Below are 22466 nucleotides of genomic sequence, written 5' to 3'. Positions count from 1 at the left end.
TCCCCCTTAACAAGCTTTAAGGGGGAAATCTAGAAATCAAAATTCTTCATACAACTCACAATATGTAATGACACACACATTACAAATTAATTACTTTTCTCAATTTCCTTTCTTATGTTGAAACCCGTTTTAGATAAATTAGACCAACTGGATGCCATCATTTTAGAATTAGAACGCTTAATGGTTTCGATGAAGAATGATGAGCTGCTGGAATACCACCGACGTACGATTAATTTGGAGATTGCTTCGTCTATCGCTGAAATTTTAGATGCAAAAGCAATTATTTATGCACTACATCCTGAGTTAATTCCAATTACATCAAGCGTTAACCACACTTTTTATAAAAATTATGTCAAAAAAAATATCCCAGTAAAAAACTGGGATACTTCGAATATAGATCGGGCTATACAACTGCAAAAGATTTTTGCACCATCAACAGATGATGCGCAACTTAGTCTTTTTTAATGGTAGTAATTAATTTAAACCTAATTTTTCAGCCACATAGTCTGAGTCTTTATCGCCACGGCCTGAAACGTTAACGACAATCTTCACATCTTTAGCAAGTTTTGGTGCTTCACGAATTGCCCACGCAACCGCATGTGAACTTTCTAGTGCAGGAACAATACCTTCCACACGTGAAAGCGTCATGAATGCATCTAAACACTCTTGGTCTGTCGCTGTTGTATATTCAACACGGCCTAGGTCTTTTAACAAACTATGTTGTGGCCCCACCCCTGGATAGTCCAAACCTGATGCAATTGAATGCACTGGTAATGGTTCACCCTGTTCATCCTCAAGGACATAACATGCCATGCCATGAATTTGACTTGGCTTACCCAATGTCAACGTCGCAGAGTGCATATTGGTATCTAAACCATGACCTGCAGGTTCTACGCCAACAAGTTTTACATCGGAGTCATTCAGGAATGCTGTAAATGCACCAACGGCATTGGATCCACCACCCACACATGCAACCACATAGTCAGGATTTGCACCAAATCGATCATTGGCTTGAACTTTAATTTCATCACCAATAATTGACTGGAAGTCACGAACCATTTTCGGGAATGGATGTGGGCCAACCACTGAGCCAATCGCATAAATAAAATTGGTTGGATCTTTTAAATATTCTTCAAAAGCGCTATCTACTGCATCTTTAAGCGTAGCTGTACCACGTGTAACAGAGATAAGGTTGGCACCTAAAATCTTCATTTTCACCACGTTTGGATGTTCTTTTTCAATATCCACTTGCCCCATGTGAATTTCACATGGAATGCCCACTAAGGCACAAGCCGTTGCCAATGCTACACCATGCTGACCTGCGCCGGTTTCAGCAATCACTTTGGTTTTACCCATGTATTTTGCTAATAAGGCTTCGCCAAGGCAGTGGTTAATTTTATGCGCGCCAGTATGGTTGAGGTCTTCACGCTTGAGGTAGATTTGTGCACCACCTAATTTGTCAGACAAGCGCTTCGCATAAAACAATGGGCTTGGACGTCCAACATAGTGTACAAACAACTCTTTCAATTCATTTTGAAATTCTTCTGTATGACGAATTTGCTCATAAGCAACATTAATGTCATCCATTGCCTGTTTTAAATCTGGTGGAATGAACTGCCCACCGTATTCACCGAAGAAACCTTCTTCATTAGGTAATGCGATACCATTAATTTGATGATCCATCATATTTCCTTCATGTTGTATGCAAAACAAAGACTTTTAAATACTATCCAATTTTGAAAATAAGAAACAATGCAAAATTGGAGTAAGTAATATAAACATCATTGATAAGAAAAAGTATCGTTTTTAACGCTTTAGCGCGCTAAATATTTCGTCATATCTTCCACACCTTTTAGGGTCATCGGGAACATATGATCTTCAAAGATTTGTTTAATCGCAGCTATGGTTTGGGTGTAATGCCAATAACTTTCTTCTTCAGGGTTTAGCCACGCTGTTTTATCAAAATGATTGCGTAAGCGCTGTAACCACACCTGACCCGCTTCATCATTCATATATTCCACAGATCCACCTACCGAGTTCAACTCATACGGCGCCATACTTGCATCACCGACAACGATGACACGGTAATCTCGACCATAGGTGTTGAATAGATCCCATGTATTCATACGCGTGCTTGAACGGCGAATATTATCTTTCCACACATACTCATATAAACAGTTATGGAAATAGAAATACTCTAAGGTTTTAAATTCAGTTTTAGCCGCGGTAAAGAGCTTCTCACATTGGGCAATATGTGAATCCATCGAGCCCCCAACATCAAACAGCATCAAGACTTTAATGCGGTTACGTCGTTCAGGAACCAACTGCACATCCAAAATTCCTTGTTTGGCTGTTTCACGAATGGTTCCGTCGATATCTAGCTCTTCTGCTGCACCTTGGCGGGCAAATTTACGCAAACGACGCAAAGCCATCTGCATCTGACGACTACCGAGAATCTGCTCATCATCTAGATTTCGGTATTGACGTTGTTCCCACACTTTCACCGCAGATCGTTTACGACCAGGCCCACCGATACGCACACCTTCAGGATGGTCACCATAGGCACCAAAGGGCGAAGTACCGCCCGTACCGATCATCCGATTACCACCTTGATGCTTTTTATGCTGCTCGCGCAAACGCTCTTCAAGCATTTTCATCAGTTCTTCTAATGATCCAGCTTTTTTTAATTCTTCTCGTTGTTCAGGTGTCAAATGCTTTTCGATGAGCTCTAGATCAAACCAATCCTTTGGCAGTTTATGCACCTGATTTAATAGCTCGTCTAAATCAAAGGTCGATATACCGTCAAAATAGTCCTTCATTGCACGGTCGAACTTATCAAAGTAACGTTCATCTTTGACCATGACGGTTTTTGCAAGCTGATAAAATTCATTTTGATCTGCAAAGACCAGCCCTGCTGCCACTGCTTGGTTCAAGTCAATCAATTCACGAGTTGAAACAGGAACACCGTATTTTCGAAGGGTATAAAACAATCGCACAAACATAGGCGAATAAAATCCAATAAAAATTAAATATCAGGAGGTCAAATCCAGTGTGAATGCATGTGATCTTGTTATTTCATCTGCAACTGAGTCTTGCCTTTACATCCACCATTATGAAAAATTGATCTCTACAAGTAAAGCCAAAAGCTTTTACTGCGTGTTCATATACGTTGCCCCACTACCCAAAGAAACACATACGGTATGATTTATTCGCAAGTCGCATTTCTATTATTAAGCGATTGTTTAAGAGTTTCATATTTGTGCTGAACATCGAGACGATCTTGCTGTAACTTTTCAATGGTTACGATTTTATGAAAACCTTGATGGTTTCTATAGCGGTTAAAGTCTCTTAGATTCAAGATCACAAAATCATAGTATTTCAGCTCAAGTGCAGTTGCAGCACAGACCTTTTGCTGAATGGCCGTTTGAGCTGCGAGATGATCTGATTGATCAATGAGCTTTTCTTTTAGTTGATGTTCTGCAACTTGCGCCCAATACGCATCCTGGAGTAGCTGTTGATGCTGCTGTTCAAACTGAGCATCATCCATCGCATAGCTATAACCAGATAAATACAAGCTCGCAGCCAACAAAAGTACAGTCGGCTTTAATCTCTTAGTTACAGCTATGTGTACACGAGATACGTATGCATTTGTCTGCATAATTCACCTTTATATTTTTTTATGCTCAAAATAAAAGCCGGATAACCGGCTTTTAAATCTTTTAAAGAATTGATATCAATTAACGACGTGACATAAATGCTAGACGCTCAAGCAATTGCACATCTTGTTCGTTCTTAATCAAGGCACCATAAAGCGGTGGAATTGATTTTGATTTATCCGTATTTCGTAAAATATCTTCTGGCATATCATCCGCCATCAGCAAACTCAACCAATCAATCAACTCAGAGGTTGAAGGCGGTTTCTTTAAACCCGGAACTTGACGTAATTTAAAGAAGATTTGTAGCGCTTCGGAAACCAAGGTATTTGAAATATTTTCAAAATGCACATCGATGATTTCACGCATGGTTGCTTCGTCCGGGAATTCAATATAATGGAAGAAACAACGACGCAAAAAGGCATCTGGAAGTTCTTTTTCATTATTTGAAGTAATGATCACGATTGGACGTTGTGTTGCCGTAATCGTTTCCCCCGTCTCATACACAAAGAAGGACATTTTATCGAGTTCATGCAGCAAATCATTAGGGAATTCGATATCTGCTTTATCAATTTCGTCAATTAGAAGTACACAACGTTCTTCACTGGTGAACGCTTCCCAAAGTTTACCCGGCTTAATATAGTTTTTGATGTCATATACACGGTCATCGCCCAACTGACTATCACGCAGACGGGATACGGCGTCATATTCGTACAAACCTTGTTGAGCCTTGGTCGTCGATTTGATATGCCAAGTAATGAGCTTAAGGCCTAAACTTTCAGCCACTTGTTCGGCTAAAAGAGTTTTACCTGTCCCCGGCTCACCTTTAACCAAAAGTGGCTTTTGCAATGAACGTGCAGCTTTTACTGCAAGTTTTAAGCTATCGGTCGCAATATATTGATCTGTACCAGTAAATTGTTGAGTTTCAACAGACATGACATAACCTTATTTTTTTATTTAAAGCGGTGAAATTTTCTTGTTTACAACGTGCTGTGGTTTCGCTGCATTGTATTTTGTCCAAAAATAGCCGAGGACTAAACCAATACCCAGCACAAAGAGAATCAACGATAGATTCAACCAAACCAATGGCTGATCTTTTGTTAATACACCAAAAATCAAACCAAAAATCGCAGGTGCGATTGCTGCATTTGAACCTTCAGAAACGGTTGGTGTTAATAAAATAGCAAATACGATAAGCCAACCAATGGCACCGATCGTTTTGGGTAAGCGCTTCATCAGACCATACCAACACAACAAAGCAATTACAGCCCCACCTAAGTAAACCGTAATTGCAATACTGCTTTCAGGAATTGAGTCCAATACCGATACTACACCATTCATTTTCACAACTCCTGAATTAACTTAAGCGCCGCGCAAGCCTTCCGGCTCAACTGCATTTGGGTCAATTAAACCTTCTGGAGGCATCTGAATAAAGAATCCTTTTGTTTCAATAGAATCTATGACGTGTAATACGTTCACACGTGCAAGTTTGCGTGATTCACTGAGTTCTAGATCCATGACAAATGTGGCACGACCAAATGCTGTACGTAAAGCATCAGGCATTACTGCAAGCGGATCTGTCGCTTCAGTTTCGTTTTCATTAACTTCAGGACGAGCAATATAAAGATACATTTCATCTTTTTTGCTCGATTTGTAGATAGAACAGTACATAATTGAATCAATACTCATTAAACGCAAGGCAAAGGATACATCAAAAAAAAGACTGATACATTAGTGTTTATTAACGCATCAGTCGTGAATTTGTATAAGTGATAGTTCTTTAATCAATCAGAACTTATTCCATCACTTTCATTTGACCAGAAAGATAGCTTTCATCGGCATGCAGCACTTCAATTAAAGGCTTCGTCAGCAAATCATAGCGCCAGCCCAACAAATAACTCGGTAAATCTTGTTCATCATTATGAAAAACCACATGCTGATACAAGGCATTTAACCATTTTTTGCGCATTAAAACTTCTTTAGGTACAGAGGTTTCTTGTACTGCACGCTGAATGACTGTATCGACGCGCGAACCAATATCCTGAGACGAATGACGAATTGGACGTGCCATACGCAGCGGCCATTCAGCTTGTTCTGGTAAAAACTTCAACAAATCTAAAATAATTTTACCATGCTCACGCACAATGTTCGGACGAATGTCTTTTACTGCACTCAATTGAAAATTATTTTTTGGATTTTTTTCAACCATATCAATGATGGTTGAGTTTTTAAGAATAAAGCTACGTGGCTGATTTAAGGCTTTCACCATTTGCTCACGCCAAACGGCCAATTGCTGAATTTGCATGAGCTGACGACGTGAATGTCGATAATTACCAATATCGTGATACAGCATATGGATCGGCGTTTCAGTGCCAATTTCATAAGTTAAATTTTTGCAGTCCTCAAGCACACAATTTAATAAACTTTTCGCAGCCAATTCATTCTGAATCGTATGGCTTAAATTCATTAAATAATGTACATCATTCGCTGCATAGTTCAATTGCTCGGCACTGAGTGGACGAGCTAACCAATCTGAACGTGTCTGATCTTTATCTATATCTACATCGAGCATAGTTTTTAAGGCATTTTGATAGCTAACTTGTAAGCCATGCCCTAAAAATGACATCCCAACTTGGGTATCAAAGACATTTTCTAAAGACTTATGCTGTGCATAGTGATAAATCAGGTCGATATCTTCACTACAAGCATGAAAAATGTTTTGCTGAGCCGCAAATAATTTTTGCCAGAATTGGGTTAAATCGAGGGTTGTACCATCAAGTAAATACACCTGATTTTGTACATTAATTTGGAAAAGTCCAAGTTTGGGCCACAGGGTATCTACTTTTATAAACTCGGTGTCGAGTCCGTAAATCGAGCTTTGGTCCATAAGATTTAAAACAGAATTTAAATCTGGCTGATTTTGAATGAATTGATACATAAGTTGCTGAGTCTAATTTTAGATGCTCTATGAGCTTATATTAACTGATATATATTATTTATCTATAAGGAAAAACGTTATTTTAGTGACTTATTTCCTTTAATTGGCTTTTTTATTCATTGTAAACAAAAACTTTAATCGTTATTAAGTATAAATAATTAGGTGAAAATTATACAAAGCGAAACGAGTTTCGCTCTATAGTTACTTCATTCGCATTCGGTTATGCACGGCCTGACTTAAGGTATGACTATCCACATATTCAAGCTCACCACCCTGTGGTACTCCCTGTGCAATACGGGTCATTTGTATTGGTAAATGTTTAGTCGCTTCAACCAAATAATGTGCTGTCGCTTGACCTTCAACTGTTGCATTGGTCGCCAAGATCACTTCCTGCACTTTACCTTCACTTAGTCGTTGAATTAAATATGGGATACCAATTTCGTCGGGGCCAATACCATCGAGTGGTGACAAATGTCCACCCAATACATGATATTTCCCTCTAAAACTGCCACTTTGCTCGATTGCCATGACATCTGCGGGAGATTCAACCACACAAAGCAGTTGATCATCACGTTCTGACGAGACGCATATGTTGCACACTTCATCTTCAGTCAATGAATGGCAAATTGAACATTCATGAATATAGTTGGTTGCTTCAGTCAAGGCATTTGCCAGACCAACAGCACCTTCCCTATTTTTCATGATTAAATGCAGTGCCATACGTTGAGCCGACTTTGGCCCAACGCTTGGCAAAATACGCAATGCCTGTACAAGTTGATCAAAACGATCACTAAACATTCAACGTATTCCTTAGAATAAACCTGAAAGGCCTGGTGGAAGACCCATACCAGAGTTTGCAGATTTCAGTTTTTCTTCTGAAATCACTTCAGCTTGACGTGATGCATCATTCATTGCTGCTGCAATTAAGTCTTCAATCATATCTGCATCATCTTGAAGTAGTTCAGGATTGATTTCGATACGTTTCACTACATGACGTGCAGTCATAGTAACTTTAACCAGACCACCACCTGCTTCAGCGTGAACTTCAACTTGTGCAAGCTCTTCCTTAGCTTTTTTTATGTTGCTCTCAACTTCTTTTTGCATGCGTTGAGCTTGCTGCATGAGCATATTAATGTTCATAAAAATCTCCGAACAAAACTGATGAATTCACTTTAGATAAGATCTAAACCGCGTGAAAGATCGCGAATAATATCATTAATATCTTCTAAACCAACAGATACACGAATTAAACCTTCGCTAATCCCTGCTGCTTTTTTCGCTTCTGCTGACATTCTGCCATGAGAAGTGGTTGCAGGATGAGTAATTGTTGATTTTACATCACCCAAGTTACTTGTAATAGAAAGGAACTTGGTATTATCAATCACGGTCCAAGCACCTTCACGTTCGCCTTTCGCAACAAACGATACGACACCGCCAAAGCCTTTTTGTTGCTTTTTCGCCAACTCATGACCTTCGTGATTTGGAAGTCCAGCATAGTACACTTTTTCAACTTTCGGGTGTGCATCTAACCATTCAGCTAAAGTTTGAGCACTTGCACAGTGGGCTTTCATACGTAAGCTTAAAGTTTCTAGGCCTTTCAGGAAGATCCATGCGTTGAATGGACTCATCGAGTTACCCAGTGTACGAATAACACCTGTAATCTCTTCCATCAATTTTGCACTACCTACAACAGCACCACCGAGCGCACGACCTTGACCATCAATATATTTTGTTGATGAGTAGATCACGAGGTCCGCACCGAATTTAATCGGTTGCTGTAACACCGGTGTACAGAAAGTATTATCGACTGCAAATAATGCCCCATGCGCATGTGCAATATCAGCAATGGCTTGTAAATCCCCTACTTGAGCTGATGGGTTTGACGGTGTTTCAATAAACAAGAGGCGTGTCGTTGGACGAATCGCTTGTTTCCAAGCATCTAAATCTTCCAAATCAACAAAAGTAACGTCAACGCCAAATTTGATGACATATTTTTCAAACAGAGAAATGATCGAACCAAAGACAGCACGTGAACACACCACATGATCGCCAGCTTTCAAATATGCCAAAGTGATCGCGTGTACGCCCGCCATACCTGAACTTGTCGCAACAGCGGCTTCAGCACCATCCAAAACAGCTAAACGTTTTTCGAACGCTTGTACAGTTGGATTGGTATAACGTGAATAGGTATTGCCTTCAATTTGACCTGAAAATTTTGCTGCGGCATCTGCTGCACTTTCACAAACAAATGATGAAGTCAGGAAAATTGGCTCGCTATGTTCACCCTCAAAAGTACGAATATGACCTGTACGAATCGCTAAAGTCTCTAATTGGTATTCGATGTCGTCTTGTTGGCTCATCTGTATTACTCAGTCGCGAAGGACTGCCTTTGTGAAGAATTGCCAATATTTTGAGCGTCTAAGCTATTTAAGGTCAAGGTAAAATACGAAATTATCGCTTAGACTTCGACCAATCCTACAAGGACTTAGGCAATTGACAGTTATGCACCCTTTCAAACAGAAATTTCTGGCGCAGCAAAAGAAAATTAAACACCTGTCTACACGTGTGTTTAATGCAAAATCGTTGGTCCTTTCTCAATCGACACCCTATGAAGTAATTACTGAATATAAACATGCAAAAGTTCGGTATTACGCTTCGCCTGATCGTAAATACAAAGAACCCTTAGTGTTTGTTGCTCCACTGGCCATCAATATGGCGATTTATGATTTGTATCCATATCGCTCATTGGTGAAACATTTTCAACATAGTGGATTTGATGTCTATTTGTTGGAATGGGGAAAATTAAACTATCAAGATCGTTTCTTAAATTTTCTATCGTTTATTGATGATGTGATTCCACATTGTATTGATCAAATTTGTCAGCATGCAGATAGTCGATACATCTCGCTACACGGTTGGAGTATGGCTGGAGTCTTTGTCACGCTGTATACCGCATTACATCAACCTGAACATGTTAAAAATCTAATGGTGATGGGCGCACCGATTGATAGCTATGCTTCAGGTCGTATCGGAAAGTTATTTCAAAAAACCAATCGCTTGCTTTCACGTAGTAAGAATTTACAAGATAAGGTCTACACAGGGAAAATTCCTAAACATTTTATCCATACACCGGGCGTACTCAATGCGATTGGATTTAAAATCGTTGATCCAATGGGTTGGTTCAAAAGCCAAAAACAATTTTTATCTAACTTAGACAATCTACATGACCTGTATGAACATGCAACCATGGGCGATTTTCTCAATCACATGATTGACTATCCGGGTGGTATTAACCAAGACATGGTGTTCAATGTTTGGCTACAAAATCCACTTAAAAACGGCATTATTCAATTGAAAGATAAAGTTATTAAATTAAAAAATATCCACTGCTCTTTGTTGATTGGCGCGGGTTCTACCGATCAAATCGTTACTGCTGATGCAGCAAGTCCTTTAGGCGAATTGACAAGTAGTCAAGATGTCACGTTTACTCTCATTCCCGGTGGTCACCTCGGCCTAATGTCGAGTCAAAAAAGTGCCAATCAATTTTGGCCAACTTTGACCCAGTGGCTTACACAAAGATCCAGTTTATTGAAATAAAAATTTAGAGGGTAAAGATGATTCAGTCAGTTGCATTTATCGGATTGGGCGCAATGGGTTACCGTATGGCAGCGCACCTACCAAAACAGTTCGACACGGTTTATGTCTGGAATCGAAACTTTACCAAGGCAGAGCAACATGCTGCTGAATTTGGTACGCAAGCGGTTGCATTAGAGCAAGCAATACAAGCGGACATTATTTTTTCATGCCTACCCATCAGCCAAGATGTTGAAAATTTAATTGCGAGTGTGACGCTGAAATCAGGCTCGATTTGGGTCGACTGTACCAGCGGTGTGCCAGAATCTGCAAAAAAACTCGCTGCTGCCTTAAAGCAGCAAAATGTTGCATTCTTAGATGCCCCTGTGAGTGGACAAACCATTGGCGCTGAAACGGGAACATTAACCGTCATGATTGGTGGTGACAAAGCAGCCTTTGAACGTGCATTACCTGCAATCCAAACATTTGGCAAACTGATTAAACATGTGGGTGAACCGGGTGCGGGTTTTGCCGTTAAAGCTGTAAACAACATGTTAATGGCTGTAAATCTTTGTGCAGTTGCTGAAGGATTCACCACCTTAAAAGCGCATGGCGTGGACTTACATGAAGCACTCGATTGTATTAATGCGTCGAGCGGTAAAAGTAATGTGACTGAAACAGTTTTACCGCAGCGCGTACTGAATCGTAGCTTCCCATTAACCTTTGCACTTCCATTACTTGCAAAAGATACGGGAATTGCTGTTGATCTTGTGCGACAAGCAAAACTTTCAGCACCTGTGCTCTCTTTGACGCAAAATTTAATCCAAGCAGCAAGCGATCAAGCTAAAGAAAACAGTGATTTTTCAAGCGCTATGATTATGTATGAAAAATGGAGTAAAATTACAATTGAGTAATATCTCGCCATTGAATAACGATAAATAACCATCATATTGTACTCTAGTGTCATAACACACATTGTTACAAATGACAGAGGAAACTCGCATGAACAAATTTACCCTCGCAACTTTGCTAGGTGCTGTAACTTTAATCGGGGCTTCTACTGCTGTTTTAGCATCTGAGCAAGAATGCCAAAAGTTGAAAAATGACCATGATGTGATTTATGCGTCGAAAGGTTTCTGCTTTAAAGATCCTGATGCTAAAGCGAAGTTTGGCAATGACAATTGCTACACAACTAAGCCTAAATTTTCAGAAAAAGAGCAACAACGACTTGACGCGATCAAAGATCGTCAGAAAGAATTGAACTGTAAATAATTACGATTCAATTCGCTCAAGGAATTTAGCAATGACTTATGATGATCAAAATATTTTTGCTCGGATTTTACGTGGAGAACTTCCTGCGTTTAAAGTCTATGAAGATGATCAAGTACTCGCTTTTATGGATGTCATGCCACAGGCCGAAGGTCATACGCTCGTAATTCCTAAAACCCCTGCTATTACGCTGCTTGATTTAGATCCAGAAGCGGCTGCTTATACCATTCAGGTAGCTCAAAAAGTTGCGAAAGCAATGGAAAAAGCCTTAGACGTGAAAGGTATCGTATTGATGCAGTTGTCTGGCGCTGCTGCGGGTCAAACTGTTCCGCATGTGCATTTCCACCTGATTCCGACCTCAGTCCATGAACTAGGTAAACATGCCGCACAAATGGGCGATATGGAAAAAATCAAAGCCATTGGCGAAAAAATCAAAGCAGCACTTTAAGTTCAATTGAATTTAAAGTGATGATCAATGGAGCTTCGGCTCCATTTTTTATATCTACACTATTACGCTAACTATTTTTAGCTTTAAACAACTTAATGTTCAATTCAACTATAAACACTTAATAAATATTCATTTTTATAAATATAAAAACAATTTAAACCAAAAATCACCTTTCACCGTTTTGAAATATTTCCTTAATAGAACTGTCTTATTTGTAATGAATACTTAGCGCCATTAGATAGCGAAATTACTTCTAGCCAAGCTACTGATAAAACATATTGATATGACTGGAAAAGTCTTCTGGAGCTTCAAATGAAAAAAACTCTATGTGCATTAGCAATCGGGGCAACAATTCTTACACCAATGATGGCATCTGCTGCAGATGTAAAAATTTATGGCCGTGCACATGTCTCTCTTGACTATCTAGATGATGGTAAAGATTACAACGAAGTTGGTCTTTCTTCTAACGCTTCACGCTTAGGCTTCAAAGTAGATCAAAAAATTAATGATGACCTCAACGTATTCGCTCAAATTGAGCAAGAAGTAAACTTTGCAAGCGGTAGCCAAGACAGCAAAGGTGTAGATTTTTCAACACGTGACACATTCGTGGGTTTAAAAAGTTCAACTTATGGTCAAGCACGTGTAGGTCGTTTTGACAGCCCATTTAAAGTCGCACGTAGCCCTGTGAACTTCTTCGGTGACATGGTTGGTGACGTTCGTAACGTAACACGTGTAGGCAACTTAAAATTTGATGAACGTAATGAAAACACCATTGAATATAAATCTCCAAAATTTGGCGGTGGTTTCAATGTATTAGCTGCAATGTCGATGCATTCAGGTACACAAATTGACCGTGAAGCAGATGGCGAAGGCAAAGATGATAACAAAGCCTATGACCTTGCTCTAACCTATAAAGAAGGCCCAATTGATTTTGCTGCAGCATACGAAAAATATGATGAAAATGCAGCAAACGCAGCAGGTGGCGCAAGTCGAGATGCATTCCGTATTGCCGGTGCATATAAGTTAACTGAAGAATTTAACTTGGGTGCTCTATACCAAATTGCCAAGCACGACAACGATACATCCAACCCAGATGCTCAAGTTTTTGGTGTAGCTGGCGAATATAAAGTAACGCCTAAAACCTCAGTACGCGGTGAATATTTCTACCGTGACGTAGATGCTGATGATGCTAATGCAAGCTTGATCGGTGTGGGTGTAGAACATAAGTTGGATAGCACATTACGCGTATACGGCAACTTAGCAACTGTGCTTAACGACAAAAACTCTAAACTCAACCCTTGGAAAGAAGGTCGTAGCTTCGGTAACGGTATTTCAGGGATCGGTGATGAAAATGCAACTGCACTTTCTCTTGGTCTACGTTACGATTTCTAAGCTGCAATATCTCCCCCAAAAGACATACTCCGGTATGTCTTTTTTTACTCAAAAGAAATGTTTCAGGACTAAAATAAGCTAAGTTCATCATGTATCAAATATTTAAAAAGTATTTAAAAAACTTAGTCCAGCCTCTTTAACATCAACCATATAGAGATCGTTTAACAGCACTACATCAATAGCCCATTTTTTTTAGCAAAACTTAAACATAACAAATAAAAATCTTATTCATTCAATAAAGATTCTCATTATTAACAATATAACTTTTAGTAAATATAGTAAATTAGTCAGAATTTAAAATATAAATATAAATATAAGCGTTTTAGTCGGATTTAAAATATTTAAACACAAGTGTTTTAGTCAAGTATTTAAAATAAAAAATTAGTTTATTTTTTAACTATCAAACACAATAAGTCTTTGTATTTACTATGCTTAATAATATATTTTTATTTTAACTGTTCAACCTATTTGCTTTTTGTATATATTTGTTAATAATATAGTACAAGTTTAAAGAATAGGCTTATCTCCATGAGCTTAAAATTCAAAGATTTAAATCGTCGTGTGGTCAGAGAAATAACCGCAATACTAATAATTAAAGTGATTATTTTAATGATCATTAAGAACATTTGGTTCGACGCCCCTACTATCCCTAAAAACTTTGACAATCAAGTTGCCGAGCATATTGCTGGCAGTCCTTCCCAAATCAAGGAGACACGTTGATGATTTCTGAAAGCGTGGTCGATCTTTCGCGGTTCCAATTTGCAATGACCGCGATGTATCACTTTATTTTTGTTCCACTGACTTTAGGTCTGGCTTTTATTCTTGCCATTATGGAAACCACCTATGTGATTTCTGGCAAAGAAATTTATAAAGACATGACTAAATTCTGGGGAAAACTCTTCGGTATTAACTTCGCTTTAGGTGTTACTACTGGTTTGACCATGGAGTTTCAGTTCGGTACTAACTGGGCGTATTACTCACACTATGTCGGTGATATTTTCGGTGCACCATTAGCCATTGAAGGTCTGATGGCATTCTTCCTTGAATCAACATTTATTGGTTTATTCTTCTTCGGCTGGGATCGCCTATCTAAAGTTCAGCATTTGGCTGTCACTTGGTTGGTTGCACTTGGCTCGAACATGTCCGCACTATGGATTTTAGTGGCCAATGGTTGGATGCAAAACCCTGTCGGTTCCGCATTTAACTATGAAACTATGCGTATGGAAATGGTGGACTTCGGTGCATTGATTTTCAACCCTGTGGCTCAGGTTAAATTCGTACATACCGTATCTGCAGGTTATGTGACTGGTGCTATTTTCGTACTGGCAATTTCAAGTTACTACTTATTGAAAAAGCGTGACTTGCCATTTGCGCGTCGTTCATTCGCTATCGCTGCTATCTTTGGTTTAGCTTCTACACTTTCAGTGATCTTACTGGGTGATGAATCTGGTTATGAAATTGGTGACGTACAAAAAACTAAACTTGCTGCGATTGAAGCTGAATGGGACACTCACCCAGCTCCAGCGCCATTTACTTTGTTTGGTATTCCAAATAAAGAAACTATGTCTACTGACTACGCGATCAAAATTCCTTATGTCATGGGGATTATCGCAACACGTTCAACTGATAAAGAAGTAACAGGTATTAAAGACCTGATCGTACAACACGAAGCGCGTATTCGTAACGGTATGGTGGCTTACTCACAGTTAGAACAACTTCGTGCAGGCGACACTTCTCCTGAACTTAAAGCAGCGTTTGCTGAGTCTCAAAAAGACTTGGGTTATGGTTTGCTTCTGAAAAAATACACAGACAAAGTTGTCGATGCTTCTGACGAACAAATCAAAGCAGCTGCAAAAGACACTATTCCACATGTTCCAAGCTTGTTCTGGGCATTCCGTGCAATGGTTGCTTCTGGCTTCTTAATGCTACTGTTATTCGTACTTGCAACATTTGCTGTCGGTAAACGTAATGCAGAAAACAAACCTTGGTTATTAAAGTTTGCTTTGTTTGCTCTACCGTTACCTTGGATTGCTGCACAAACAGGTTGGTATGTTGCCGAAGTTGGTCGTCAACCTTGGACTATCGGTGAAGTTCTACCTACACATCTTTCAGCTTCTAGCTTAAGTACGGGTGATGTATGGGGTTCTATCCTTGCATTAGCAGCGTTCTACACTGTACTGCTGATCATAGAAATGTACTTAATGATTAAATTCTCACGCCTTGGCCCAAGTTCTCTACATACTGGTAAATACCACTTCGAGAAACTTGAAGCTGCAAAAAAGGCAAATGAGGAGGCTCAAGCATGATCGAATATGAATTACTCAAAATCATTTGGTGGGTATTAGTCGGTGTCCTACTGATCGGCTTCGCCCTCACCGATGGCTTCGATATGGGCTCAATGGCGATCATGCCATTCGTAGGTAAAAAAGACGAAGAACGTCGTGCGGCAATCAATACGATTGCCCCACACTGGGACGGTAACCAAGTTTGGTTTATTACTGCTGGTGGCGCACTGTTTGCAGCATGGCCAATGGTATATGCGACTGCATTCTCAGGGATGTACTGGGCACTGTTACTGGTACTCTTCGCCCTTTTCTTACGTCCAGTCGGTTTTGATTACCGTTCTAAACTCGAAAATACCAAGTGGCGTAATTCTTGGGACTGGGGTTTAGCAATTGGTGGTGCCGTTCCTGCCCTCGTATTTGGTGTTGCGTTTGGTAATATGTTCCTTGGTGTTCCATTCACTATGGACGAAACTGTTCGCTCAACTTATACAGGTAGCTTCTTTGCGCTGCTTAACCCATTTGCTTTAGTTTGCGGTATTGTGAGTTTATCTATGCTTTGCGCTCATGGTGGTGCATGGCTCATGCTTCGTACAGACGGCGACCTACGTGCACGATCTGCAAAAGCGACTCAGCTTATGGGTATCGTATTCTTGGTTTGCTTCTTACTTGCAGGCGCATGGTTATACTTCGGTAATATCCAAGGCTACACATTAGCTCAACCGTTTGACACGAATGGCGTTGCAAACCCGTTAGCTAAAGAAGTGATCACCAATGCCAACCCAGGTTGGATGAACAATTATAGTATTTATCCTATTACTATGATTGCGCCAATCATGGCAATTTTAGGTGCTTTGATCATTATCCTTGCCGCAGGTAAAGGTAAAGCAGGTTTTAGCTTCCTTGGTTCAAGCTTGGCAGTCATTGGTGCAATCTTAACCGCTGGTTTTGCATTGTTCCCTTTCCTTATGCCATCGAGCATCAACCCAACTGTAAGTTTGACTATGTGGGATGCGGTTTCAAGTAAAAATACCCTGACTGTGATGACAGTTGCCGCGTGTATTTTTGTCCCTATTATCCTGTGCTACACAACTTGGTGTTACTACAAGATGTGGGGTGTGGTCACTAACAAACATATTGAAGAGAATTCACACAGCCTATACTAAGGCTGTGTCTAAGGAGAAAAGACGATGTGGTATTTTGCTTGGATTCTCGGTATATTGATGGCATGTTTTGCAGGTGTACTTAGTGCGCTTTACATCGAACATCATCAAGATCTAGATGAGGAATAACAAATGACTGATGCTGCTGTAGAAAAATCACTTGTAGAAAAGAAGCCAAATAAATTTGCAATGGTCATTTCCTGCCTGTTAGCTTTTCCTTTGGCAGCCGTGTTACTTGTACATCCTGCTGCCATGCTGGATGACAATGGTGGATATAGCCATCGAGCGCTGATGTTCATCATGATAGGTATTTCAGGTGGTTTTGTGCATGGTGTGGGTTTTACACCACACCATTGGTTCTGGAAATGGCTTTTTAGCCCCTTCCTCGCTTGGCCACTGATGTTATGGGGCTACTACACATGGTTCCTACATTAATTAATATCTAAATAAAGCCCTCAATTGAGGGCTTTATTATATTTGCGATCAATTTCGGCTTTTTTTTCTGCTGTAATATCGTCTTGCATTTGAAAACAGTCTCTAAATTTTTCATGGATATGATGAATATATTTTTCTTTAGCTGCATGTCTTAGTAAAATTTGAGCTGCCATCACAATAAATCCATTGACTTGCTTTACTATTATTATGCGCTGAGCATCCGCCAACCCAGCTTTTCGCTGAATTAATGAGTTTCGACCAGTATGCACAATCGAATGCAAATGCTTTAACGAATAGAACTTAAACTCTTTAAACATTTCAACAATATGCTTAATTTCTACAACATTTTCTAACTTTGTAATCATTTCAGCTGCGGTAGGAATTTTCACATTCTGAAGCAACTCTTCTTCTCGTTGAATTTCAAATTTCTGAATTTCTATATTAGAGGCGACCATTAGTAACCAATATGCCCTCACCACAGCTTCAAATTGAATTCGAAATAATGCGAGTGCAGATATATCTTGGCGTGATTCTAAAAGTTGTAAAATGGCTTCACCATGCTCCATGGATAATTCATAACATTCATAGACTAAATCAAGTCGCTGCACGCCACCAATAAATGCTGAATGATTTAACTCGTTATATAGCTCATCCAACATCGATTCAGAATCACGAAAAATATCTATCAACATCAGCTTCCATTTTTTAAATGCCAAAATTTAAAATATAAAAAAAGCCGGATTAATTCCAGCTTTAAAATTTAACGATGCGTATGAATCGACATCACAATCCCCATCCCTGCGAGCATCGCAATTACAGCTGTACCACCATAACTCATCAACGGTAGTGGATCACCTGTTACCGGTAAAATCCCACTGACCATACCCGAGTTTAAAAATACAAAAAAGAAGAAAGTTAATCCTATCGCTCCTGCATAGAGTCGTCCAAAATTATGGAAGCAATTTAGTCCAATAATCAAACAGCGAACAATAATTGCTGTAAATAAACTAAATAAAAGAAATACACCAATAAAACCAAACTCTTCAGCATAGGTCGACATGATAAAGTCAGTATGATGCTCTGGCAGATAGCCCAAGTGCGACTGCGTCCCTTCGGTATAACCCTTACCCATTAAACCACCTGATCCAATGGCAATTTTAGATTGAATAATGTTCCAACCTGCACCAAGCGCGTCAGATTCAGGGTCAAATAACGTCAGTACACGTTTTTTCTGATATTCCTGTAAAAAAAACATCCAAAGTACAGGTGCTGCAATTGCAAAGGCGGTTAAAGCACCTGCAATTAAACGCCAAGACATACCACTTAAAAATAAAACAAAAATACCCGGAATAATCAAACCGATATTCAAGTCAGGCTGTAAAGCGACCAATGCAAATGGAATCAATAATAAAATTAATGCCCCGACAATTTGTAAAAATTTCGGTGGAAAAGGTTTTCGCGCAAAATACCACGCCATCATGAGTGGCATGGCAAATTTCATAAACTCACTCGGCTGCATACTGCCGATACCCGGCAAGCTAATCCAGCGTTTCGCCCCCATCCTTTTTTCACCAATGACCAGAACCAACAACAGTAAAAATATACCGATGGCATATAAGTACGGACTCATAGATTGGTAAACTTTGGGGGGAATTTGCGCACAGATCAACATCACAATAAAGCCCACACCAAAACTTGTGGCTTGGCGTAGTACCATTCCCGAATCTTCCGCGGTCGCACTATAGACAACCATCAGCCCCAATATTGCATTGAGTACCAAGAAGCAAAGTAACCACGGGTCTAAATGAAGTTTAGCCCATCGAGAAGAATCGTGTTTTATACTGCGGCCATCACGTAATGACTGACGTAAAAAACGATACTGTTGAGAAGGGATCATTGCGAAACAGATCTAAAAAGGATGCGGGAATTATAGATTAAAGCGACAGTAAAAATCACTGTCCCTTAAATATTCCTTGAAATAATCATCTATTCACTTGAGACGCTAAAATTAAACGTGCCAATTCCAAGTCATCCGGATAGGTAATTTTAATATTGTCCGAACGACCCTGCACGACATTGACATGCTCACCGACAAATTCTAAGGCACTTGCTTCATCTGTGATGGTCGCACCAGCGGCAAGCGCTTGTTCAATGGCATTTTTAAGTACACCCAATTTGGCAATTTGTGGTGTCTGCGCTTGCCATAAAGTTGAACGATCTACCGTTGTTGATATAAGTGGTGCCGCTTCAACTCGTTTTAAGGTATCGCGTACGGGAATTGCGAGAATCGCACTTTGCTCCGAATCGACTGCCGATTGAACTAAATCTTCTAGACTCAACTGCGAGACACATGGTCGTGCTGCATCATGAACAAATACCCAATCATCATCATTGGCAATCCTAGATAGATATTGCAATGCATTGAGTACAGAATGCACACGCTCTGCACCGCCTAAACAAAAATGAGCCTTCTCTTGATTAGTGAGTGCCAAGGTCTGAGCAACATTATCTTGCTCACCTATAGCCAATACATAGCCTGTTAAAGGCAATTGGTTGAGACGTGCAACTGTGTGTTCAAGCACAGTTAGACCCGCAATGTTTTGATATTGTTTTAGTTCAGTTTTAGAAAATCGACTTCCTGAACCAGCAGCAGGAATAATAGCCCACAATTTAAGGTTCAGGTGGAAGTTCGGCTGGTTCTGACTCATTGGTACGTAGGTCTACTTTTGCGTTTGGATCAATATAAATTGGTTTGTACTGAGTACTGATCGTACTCATCTGCACGAAAGTCTCATGCGGTTTAATTAAACCTAAATCTAGACGAGCATGCTCTTCAATAGCTTCAACGCCATTTTTTAAATCGTATACTTCAGCTGCAAGTACGCGATTTCGTTCTTTTAATTCGTTATTGAGTTCGACTTGTTGTTGTATTTTCTGACTCAGTTGTTGATGTTGATGATAACCACCTTCACCGAACCAGTATAAATATTGAAACCCTGCGATCAAAAAGATCGCAAGGCCCAACAATGCTTTACTCGCTTTGGAGTCAAATACATTTAACATAGATAGCATGATCTGCTTAGTTCAAACCTTTGAACTCAGCTTTACCGCGATATGCAGCATTAGTCAATTCTTCAATACGAAGTAATTGGTTATATTTCGCTACACGGTCAGAACGGCAAAGTGAACCAGTTTTGATTTGACCCGCTGCTGTACCCACTGCAAGATCTGCAATAGTTGAATCTTCAGTTTCACCAGAACGGTGTGAAATTACTGTAGTGTAACCATTTGCTTTTGCAAGGTAGATTGCATCTAGAGTTTCAGTCAACGTACCGATTTGGTTGTACTTGATCAGAATCGAGTTACCCACTTTTTCATTGATACCACGTTGAAGAATTTTAGGATTCGTAACGAATAGGTCATCACCAACCAATTGGATTTTGTCACCAAGGATTGAAGTGAGGTAAGACCAACCTTCCCAATCAGACTCGTCCAAACCATCTTCAATTGAGATGATTGGGTATTGTTTTGCAAAACCAGCAAGGTAGTCAGCAAATTGGTTGCTTGTGAATGCTTTATTGCCTTCACCTGCAAGGATGTATTGACCATCTTTGTAGAATTCTGAAGATGCACAGTCAAGTGCAAGCATAATATCAGAACCTGCTTTGTAGCCAGTTTTTTCAATTGCTTCAAGAATTACTGTAATTGCTTCTTCGTTAGAACGAAGGTTCGGTGCAAAACCACCTTCATCACCAACTGCAGTATTTAGACCTTGTTTCTTTAAAACTGATTTTAAAGAATGGAAAATTTCAGCACCAGCGCGTAAAGCTTCAGAGAATGAAGTGAAGCCAACTGGCTCAATCATAAATTCTTGAATGTCTACGTTGTTGTCTGCATGTGAACCACCATTTAGGATGTTCATCATTGGAACAGGCATAGTCAAAATGCTGTTATTACGAAGGTCTGCGATGTATTGGAAAAGTGGAATTTTCTTTTCATCAGCAGCAGCGCGTGCAGCAGCTAGCGATACCGCTAAAGTTGCGTTCGCACCTAATTTTTCTTTGTTTTCAGTACCGTCAAGCGCGATCATTGTGTTATCAATGTCTTTTTGTTCGAATACTGATTTACCCAACAATGCATCACGAATTACTGTGTTAACGTTGTTAACCGCAGTTTTAACGCCTTTACCTAAGTAACGAGCTTTGTCGCCGTCACGAAGTTCTAAAGCTTCACGAGAACCAGTTGAAGCACCAGATGGTGCACATGCACGGCCTACAACGCCAGAGGCTAAGATTACGTCTGCTTCGATGGTAGGGTTACCACGAGAGTCCAAAATTTCACGTGCACGAATGTCAACGATTTGGCTCATGAACAATTCCTCAGTTGATTAATAAAAATGATGCGTCAAAAGTGACGCATCAATGTGTATCGAATTAGTGTGTGTCTAACTTTGCGAAACCTTTGACCAAGGTATCGAGTTCTTTTAACTGTGCCAAGAAAGGCTCCAACTGTGACATACGTAACGCACATGGACCATCACATTTGGCATTTTCTGGATCTGGATGAGCTTCTAAGAACAAACCTGCTAAACCAGTTGCCATACCTGCACGTGCCAGTGTCGTGATTTGCGCACGACGACCACCTGCAGAATCCGCACGACCACCCGGCGTTTGAAGCGCATGTGTAACATCAAAGAACACAGGGACATTCATTTCTTTCATGATGTCAAAGCCCAACATGTCTACAACTAAATTGTTGTAACCAAATGCTGAACCACGTTCACAAAGAATCAGCTTGTCATTCCCTGCTTCCAAACACTTATGCAAAATATGACGCATTTCGTGTGGTGCGAGGAACTGTGCTTTTTTGATGTTGATGATGGCATCTGTTTTCGCCATCGCTTCAACAAGGTCAGTCTGACGGCTTAAAAATGCAGGAAGCTGGATAATATCCGCAACTTCAGCAACAGGCGCAGCTTGGTATGGTTCATGTACGTCAGTAATAATCGGCACATTAAAGTGTTTTTTAATATCAGCTAACCACTCAATTCCTTTTTCCAGACCTGGGCCACGGAAAGAGTTCAAGCTTGAACGATTGGCTTTATCAAAACTTGCTTTAAACACATACGGAATATCCAAGCGTTTGCAGATATCCACATAGGTTTCAGCAATTTCAAAAGCAAGGTCTTTTGACTCAAGTACGTTCATGCCGCCGAATAGTACAAATGGCAAATGATTTGCCATTTGTATATCGCCTAAACGTACAATTTCCTGTGGTTTTAATTGTGACATTTAAACTCTTCCTGGTTTAGTC

General features: G+C 39.9%; 27 protein-coding genes. 11 read left to right on the top strand and 16 right to left on the bottom strand.

What is annotated here, in order from left to right; translation table 11 throughout:
• Window positions 1–114: 114 nt before the first annotated feature.
• Window positions 115–465 carry a hypothetical protein gene (locus G0029_RS07070; protein ID WP_180110175.1) on the top strand — a complete coding sequence of 117 codons (351 nt, stop codon included), beginning with the start codon at window positions 115–117 and terminating at the stop codon, window positions 463–465.
• Window positions 466–474: 9 nt separating this feature from the next.
• Here the strand turns inward: G0029_RS07070 and trpB are convergent, their stop codons facing one another.
• From trpB to G0029_RS07020, 10 genes are all read right to left on the bottom strand, one after another.
• Complete coding sequence (trpB, locus tag G0029_RS07065; protein WP_180110180.1) at window positions 475–1683, bottom strand: tryptophan synthase subunit beta; 1209 nt, start codon at window positions 1681–1683, stop codon at window positions 475–477.
• Window positions 1684–1814: 131 nt separating this feature from the next.
• Entirely contained in the window at window positions 1815–3002 is a 1188-nt protein-coding gene (locus tag G0029_RS07060) for a vWA domain-containing protein (protein WP_180110174.1), read from the bottom strand.
• Window positions 3003–3205: 203 nt separating this feature from the next.
• Window positions 3206–3658: a hypothetical protein gene (locus G0029_RS07055; RefSeq protein ID WP_180110173.1), complete on the bottom strand. Its 453-nt coding sequence runs from the start codon at window positions 3656–3658 to the stop codon at window positions 3206–3208.
• A 79-nt stretch (window positions 3659–3737) separates the two neighbouring features.
• On the bottom strand, window positions 3738–4589 hold the full coding sequence (locus G0029_RS07050) for an AAA family ATPase (protein ID WP_078188501.1): 852 nt from the start codon (window positions 4587–4589) through the stop codon (window positions 3738–3740).
• 21 nt (window positions 4590–4610) lie between these two features.
• Complete coding sequence (locus tag G0029_RS07045) at window positions 4611–4994, bottom strand: hypothetical protein (RefSeq protein ID WP_180110172.1); 384 nt, start codon at window positions 4992–4994, stop codon at window positions 4611–4613.
• Window positions 4995–5015: 21 nt separating this feature from the next.
• On the bottom strand, window positions 5016–5324 hold the full coding sequence (locus G0029_RS07040; RefSeq protein WP_180011296.1) for a YcgL domain-containing protein: 309 nt from the start codon (window positions 5322–5324) through the stop codon (window positions 5016–5018).
• 124 nt (window positions 5325–5448) lie between these two features.
• Entirely contained in the window at window positions 5449–6591 is a 1143-nt protein-coding gene (locus G0029_RS07035; RefSeq protein WP_180110171.1) for a ribonuclease D, read from the bottom strand.
• Between the two features lie 201 nt (window positions 6592–6792).
• The gene (gene recR, locus G0029_RS07030) at window positions 6793–7389 is read right to left on the bottom strand and encodes a recombination mediator RecR (protein ID WP_180102470.1); all 597 of its coding nucleotides are present in this window, start codon (window positions 7387–7389) and stop codon (window positions 6793–6795) included.
• A 12-nt stretch (window positions 7390–7401) separates the two neighbouring features.
• Window positions 7402–7731 (bottom strand): YbaB/EbfC family nucleoid-associated protein, encoded by a 330-nt coding sequence (locus G0029_RS07025; RefSeq protein WP_078188506.1) that lies wholly within the window; start codon window positions 7729–7731, stop codon window positions 7402–7404.
• A 32-nt stretch (window positions 7732–7763) separates the two neighbouring features.
• Entirely contained in the window at window positions 7764–8951 is a 1188-nt protein-coding gene (locus tag G0029_RS07020) for an O-succinylhomoserine sulfhydrylase (RefSeq protein WP_180102471.1), read from the bottom strand.
• Between the two features lie 142 nt (window positions 8952–9093).
• Here G0029_RS07020 and G0029_RS07015 point away from each other — a divergent pair, with 142 nt between their 5' ends.
• The 10 genes from G0029_RS07015 (at window position 9094) to G0029_RS06970 (ending at window position 17153) form a co-directional block, all read left to right on the top strand.
• On the top strand, window positions 9094–10188 hold the full coding sequence (locus G0029_RS07015; protein WP_180110170.1) for an alpha/beta fold hydrolase: 1095 nt from the start codon (window positions 9094–9096) through the stop codon (window positions 10186–10188).
• Between the two features lie 17 nt (window positions 10189–10205).
• Window positions 10206–11078, top strand: a complete 873-nt coding sequence (locus G0029_RS07010) for an NAD(P)-dependent oxidoreductase (protein ID WP_180110169.1) — start codon at window positions 10206–10208, stop codon at window positions 11076–11078.
• Between the two features lie 88 nt (window positions 11079–11166).
• The gene (locus tag G0029_RS07005; RefSeq protein WP_078188510.1) at window positions 11167–11436 is read left to right on the top strand and encodes a YARHG domain-containing protein; all 270 of its coding nucleotides are present in this window, start codon (window positions 11167–11169) and stop codon (window positions 11434–11436) included.
• 31 nt (window positions 11437–11467) lie between these two features.
• A complete protein-coding gene (locus G0029_RS07000; RefSeq protein WP_078188511.1) occupies window positions 11468–11881 on the top strand; it encodes an HIT family protein in 414 nt (137 codons plus the stop codon).
• 312 nt (window positions 11882–12193) lie between these two features.
• Entirely contained in the window at window positions 12194–13273 is a 1080-nt protein-coding gene (locus G0029_RS06995) for a porin (RefSeq protein WP_180110168.1), read from the top strand.
• Window positions 13274–13801: 528 nt separating this feature from the next.
• Complete coding sequence (gene cydP / locus G0029_RS06990; protein ID WP_078188513.1) at window positions 13802–13993, top strand: cytochrome oxidase putative small subunit CydP; 192 nt, start codon at window positions 13802–13804, stop codon at window positions 13991–13993.
• Window positions 13993–15579 carry a cytochrome ubiquinol oxidase subunit I gene (locus G0029_RS06985; RefSeq protein WP_078188514.1) on the top strand — a complete coding sequence of 529 codons (1587 nt, stop codon included), beginning with the start codon at window positions 13993–13995 and terminating at the stop codon, window positions 15577–15579. Before cydP ends, G0029_RS06985 begins: the two co-directional genes overlap by 1 nt.
• Window positions 15576–16721, top strand: coding sequence for a cytochrome d ubiquinol oxidase subunit II (gene cydB, locus G0029_RS06980; protein ID WP_078193913.1), 1146 nt, complete (start codon window positions 15576–15578; stop codon window positions 16719–16721). The genes G0029_RS06985 and cydB overlap by 4 nt, the downstream gene beginning before the upstream one ends.
• Before the next feature lie 24 nt (window positions 16722–16745).
• Window positions 16746–16847: a cytochrome bd-I oxidase subunit CydX gene (gene cydX / locus G0029_RS06975; RefSeq protein WP_002120988.1), complete on the top strand. Its 102-nt coding sequence runs from the start codon at window positions 16746–16748 to the stop codon at window positions 16845–16847.
• A 3-nt stretch (window positions 16848–16850) separates the two neighbouring features.
• Window positions 16851–17153 (top strand): cyd operon YbgE family protein, encoded by a 303-nt coding sequence (locus tag G0029_RS06970; RefSeq protein ID WP_078188516.1) that lies wholly within the window; start codon window positions 16851–16853, stop codon window positions 17151–17153.
• A gap of 20 nt (window positions 17154–17173) precedes the next feature.
• Here G0029_RS06970 and G0029_RS06965 read toward each other — a convergent pair whose 3' ends face one another.
• From G0029_RS06965 to kdsA, 6 genes are all read right to left on the bottom strand, one after another.
• Window positions 17174–17845 carry a DUF6988 family protein gene (locus G0029_RS06965; protein ID WP_227591887.1) on the bottom strand — a complete coding sequence of 224 codons (672 nt, stop codon included), beginning with the start codon at window positions 17843–17845 and terminating at the stop codon, window positions 17174–17176.
• A 68-nt stretch (window positions 17846–17913) separates the two neighbouring features.
• The gene (rodA, locus tag G0029_RS06960) at window positions 17914–19050 is read right to left on the bottom strand and encodes a rod shape-determining protein RodA (protein WP_078193916.1); all 1137 of its coding nucleotides are present in this window, start codon (window positions 19048–19050) and stop codon (window positions 17914–17916) included.
• An 85-nt stretch (window positions 19051–19135) separates the two neighbouring features.
• Window positions 19136–19861, bottom strand: coding sequence for a 2-C-methyl-D-erythritol 4-phosphate cytidylyltransferase (gene ispD / locus G0029_RS06955; protein WP_180107428.1), 726 nt, complete (start codon window positions 19859–19861; stop codon window positions 19136–19138).
• Complete coding sequence (locus G0029_RS06950) at window positions 19824–20216, bottom strand: septum formation initiator family protein (RefSeq protein ID WP_078193918.1); 393 nt, start codon at window positions 20214–20216, stop codon at window positions 19824–19826. The genes ispD and G0029_RS06950 overlap by 38 nt, the downstream gene beginning before the upstream one ends.
• Before the next feature lie 16 nt (window positions 20217–20232).
• Window positions 20233–21522, bottom strand: coding sequence for a phosphopyruvate hydratase (gene eno, locus G0029_RS06945; protein ID WP_078188521.1), 1290 nt, complete (start codon window positions 21520–21522; stop codon window positions 20233–20235).
• A 64-nt stretch (window positions 21523–21586) separates the two neighbouring features.
• Window positions 21587–22444 carry a 3-deoxy-8-phosphooctulonate synthase gene (kdsA, locus tag G0029_RS06940; protein WP_078188522.1) on the bottom strand — a complete coding sequence of 286 codons (858 nt, stop codon included), beginning with the start codon at window positions 22442–22444 and terminating at the stop codon, window positions 21587–21589.
• Window positions 22445–22466: the final 22 nt, after the last annotated feature.

Source organism: Acinetobacter sp. YH12138 (assembly GCF_015218525.1).
Classification (GTDB): Bacteria; Pseudomonadota; Gammaproteobacteria; order Pseudomonadales; family Moraxellaceae; genus Acinetobacter; species Acinetobacter amyesii.
Note: the sequence above shows the minus strand (reverse complement) of the source record. Positions and strands in the feature narration are given on the sequence as shown.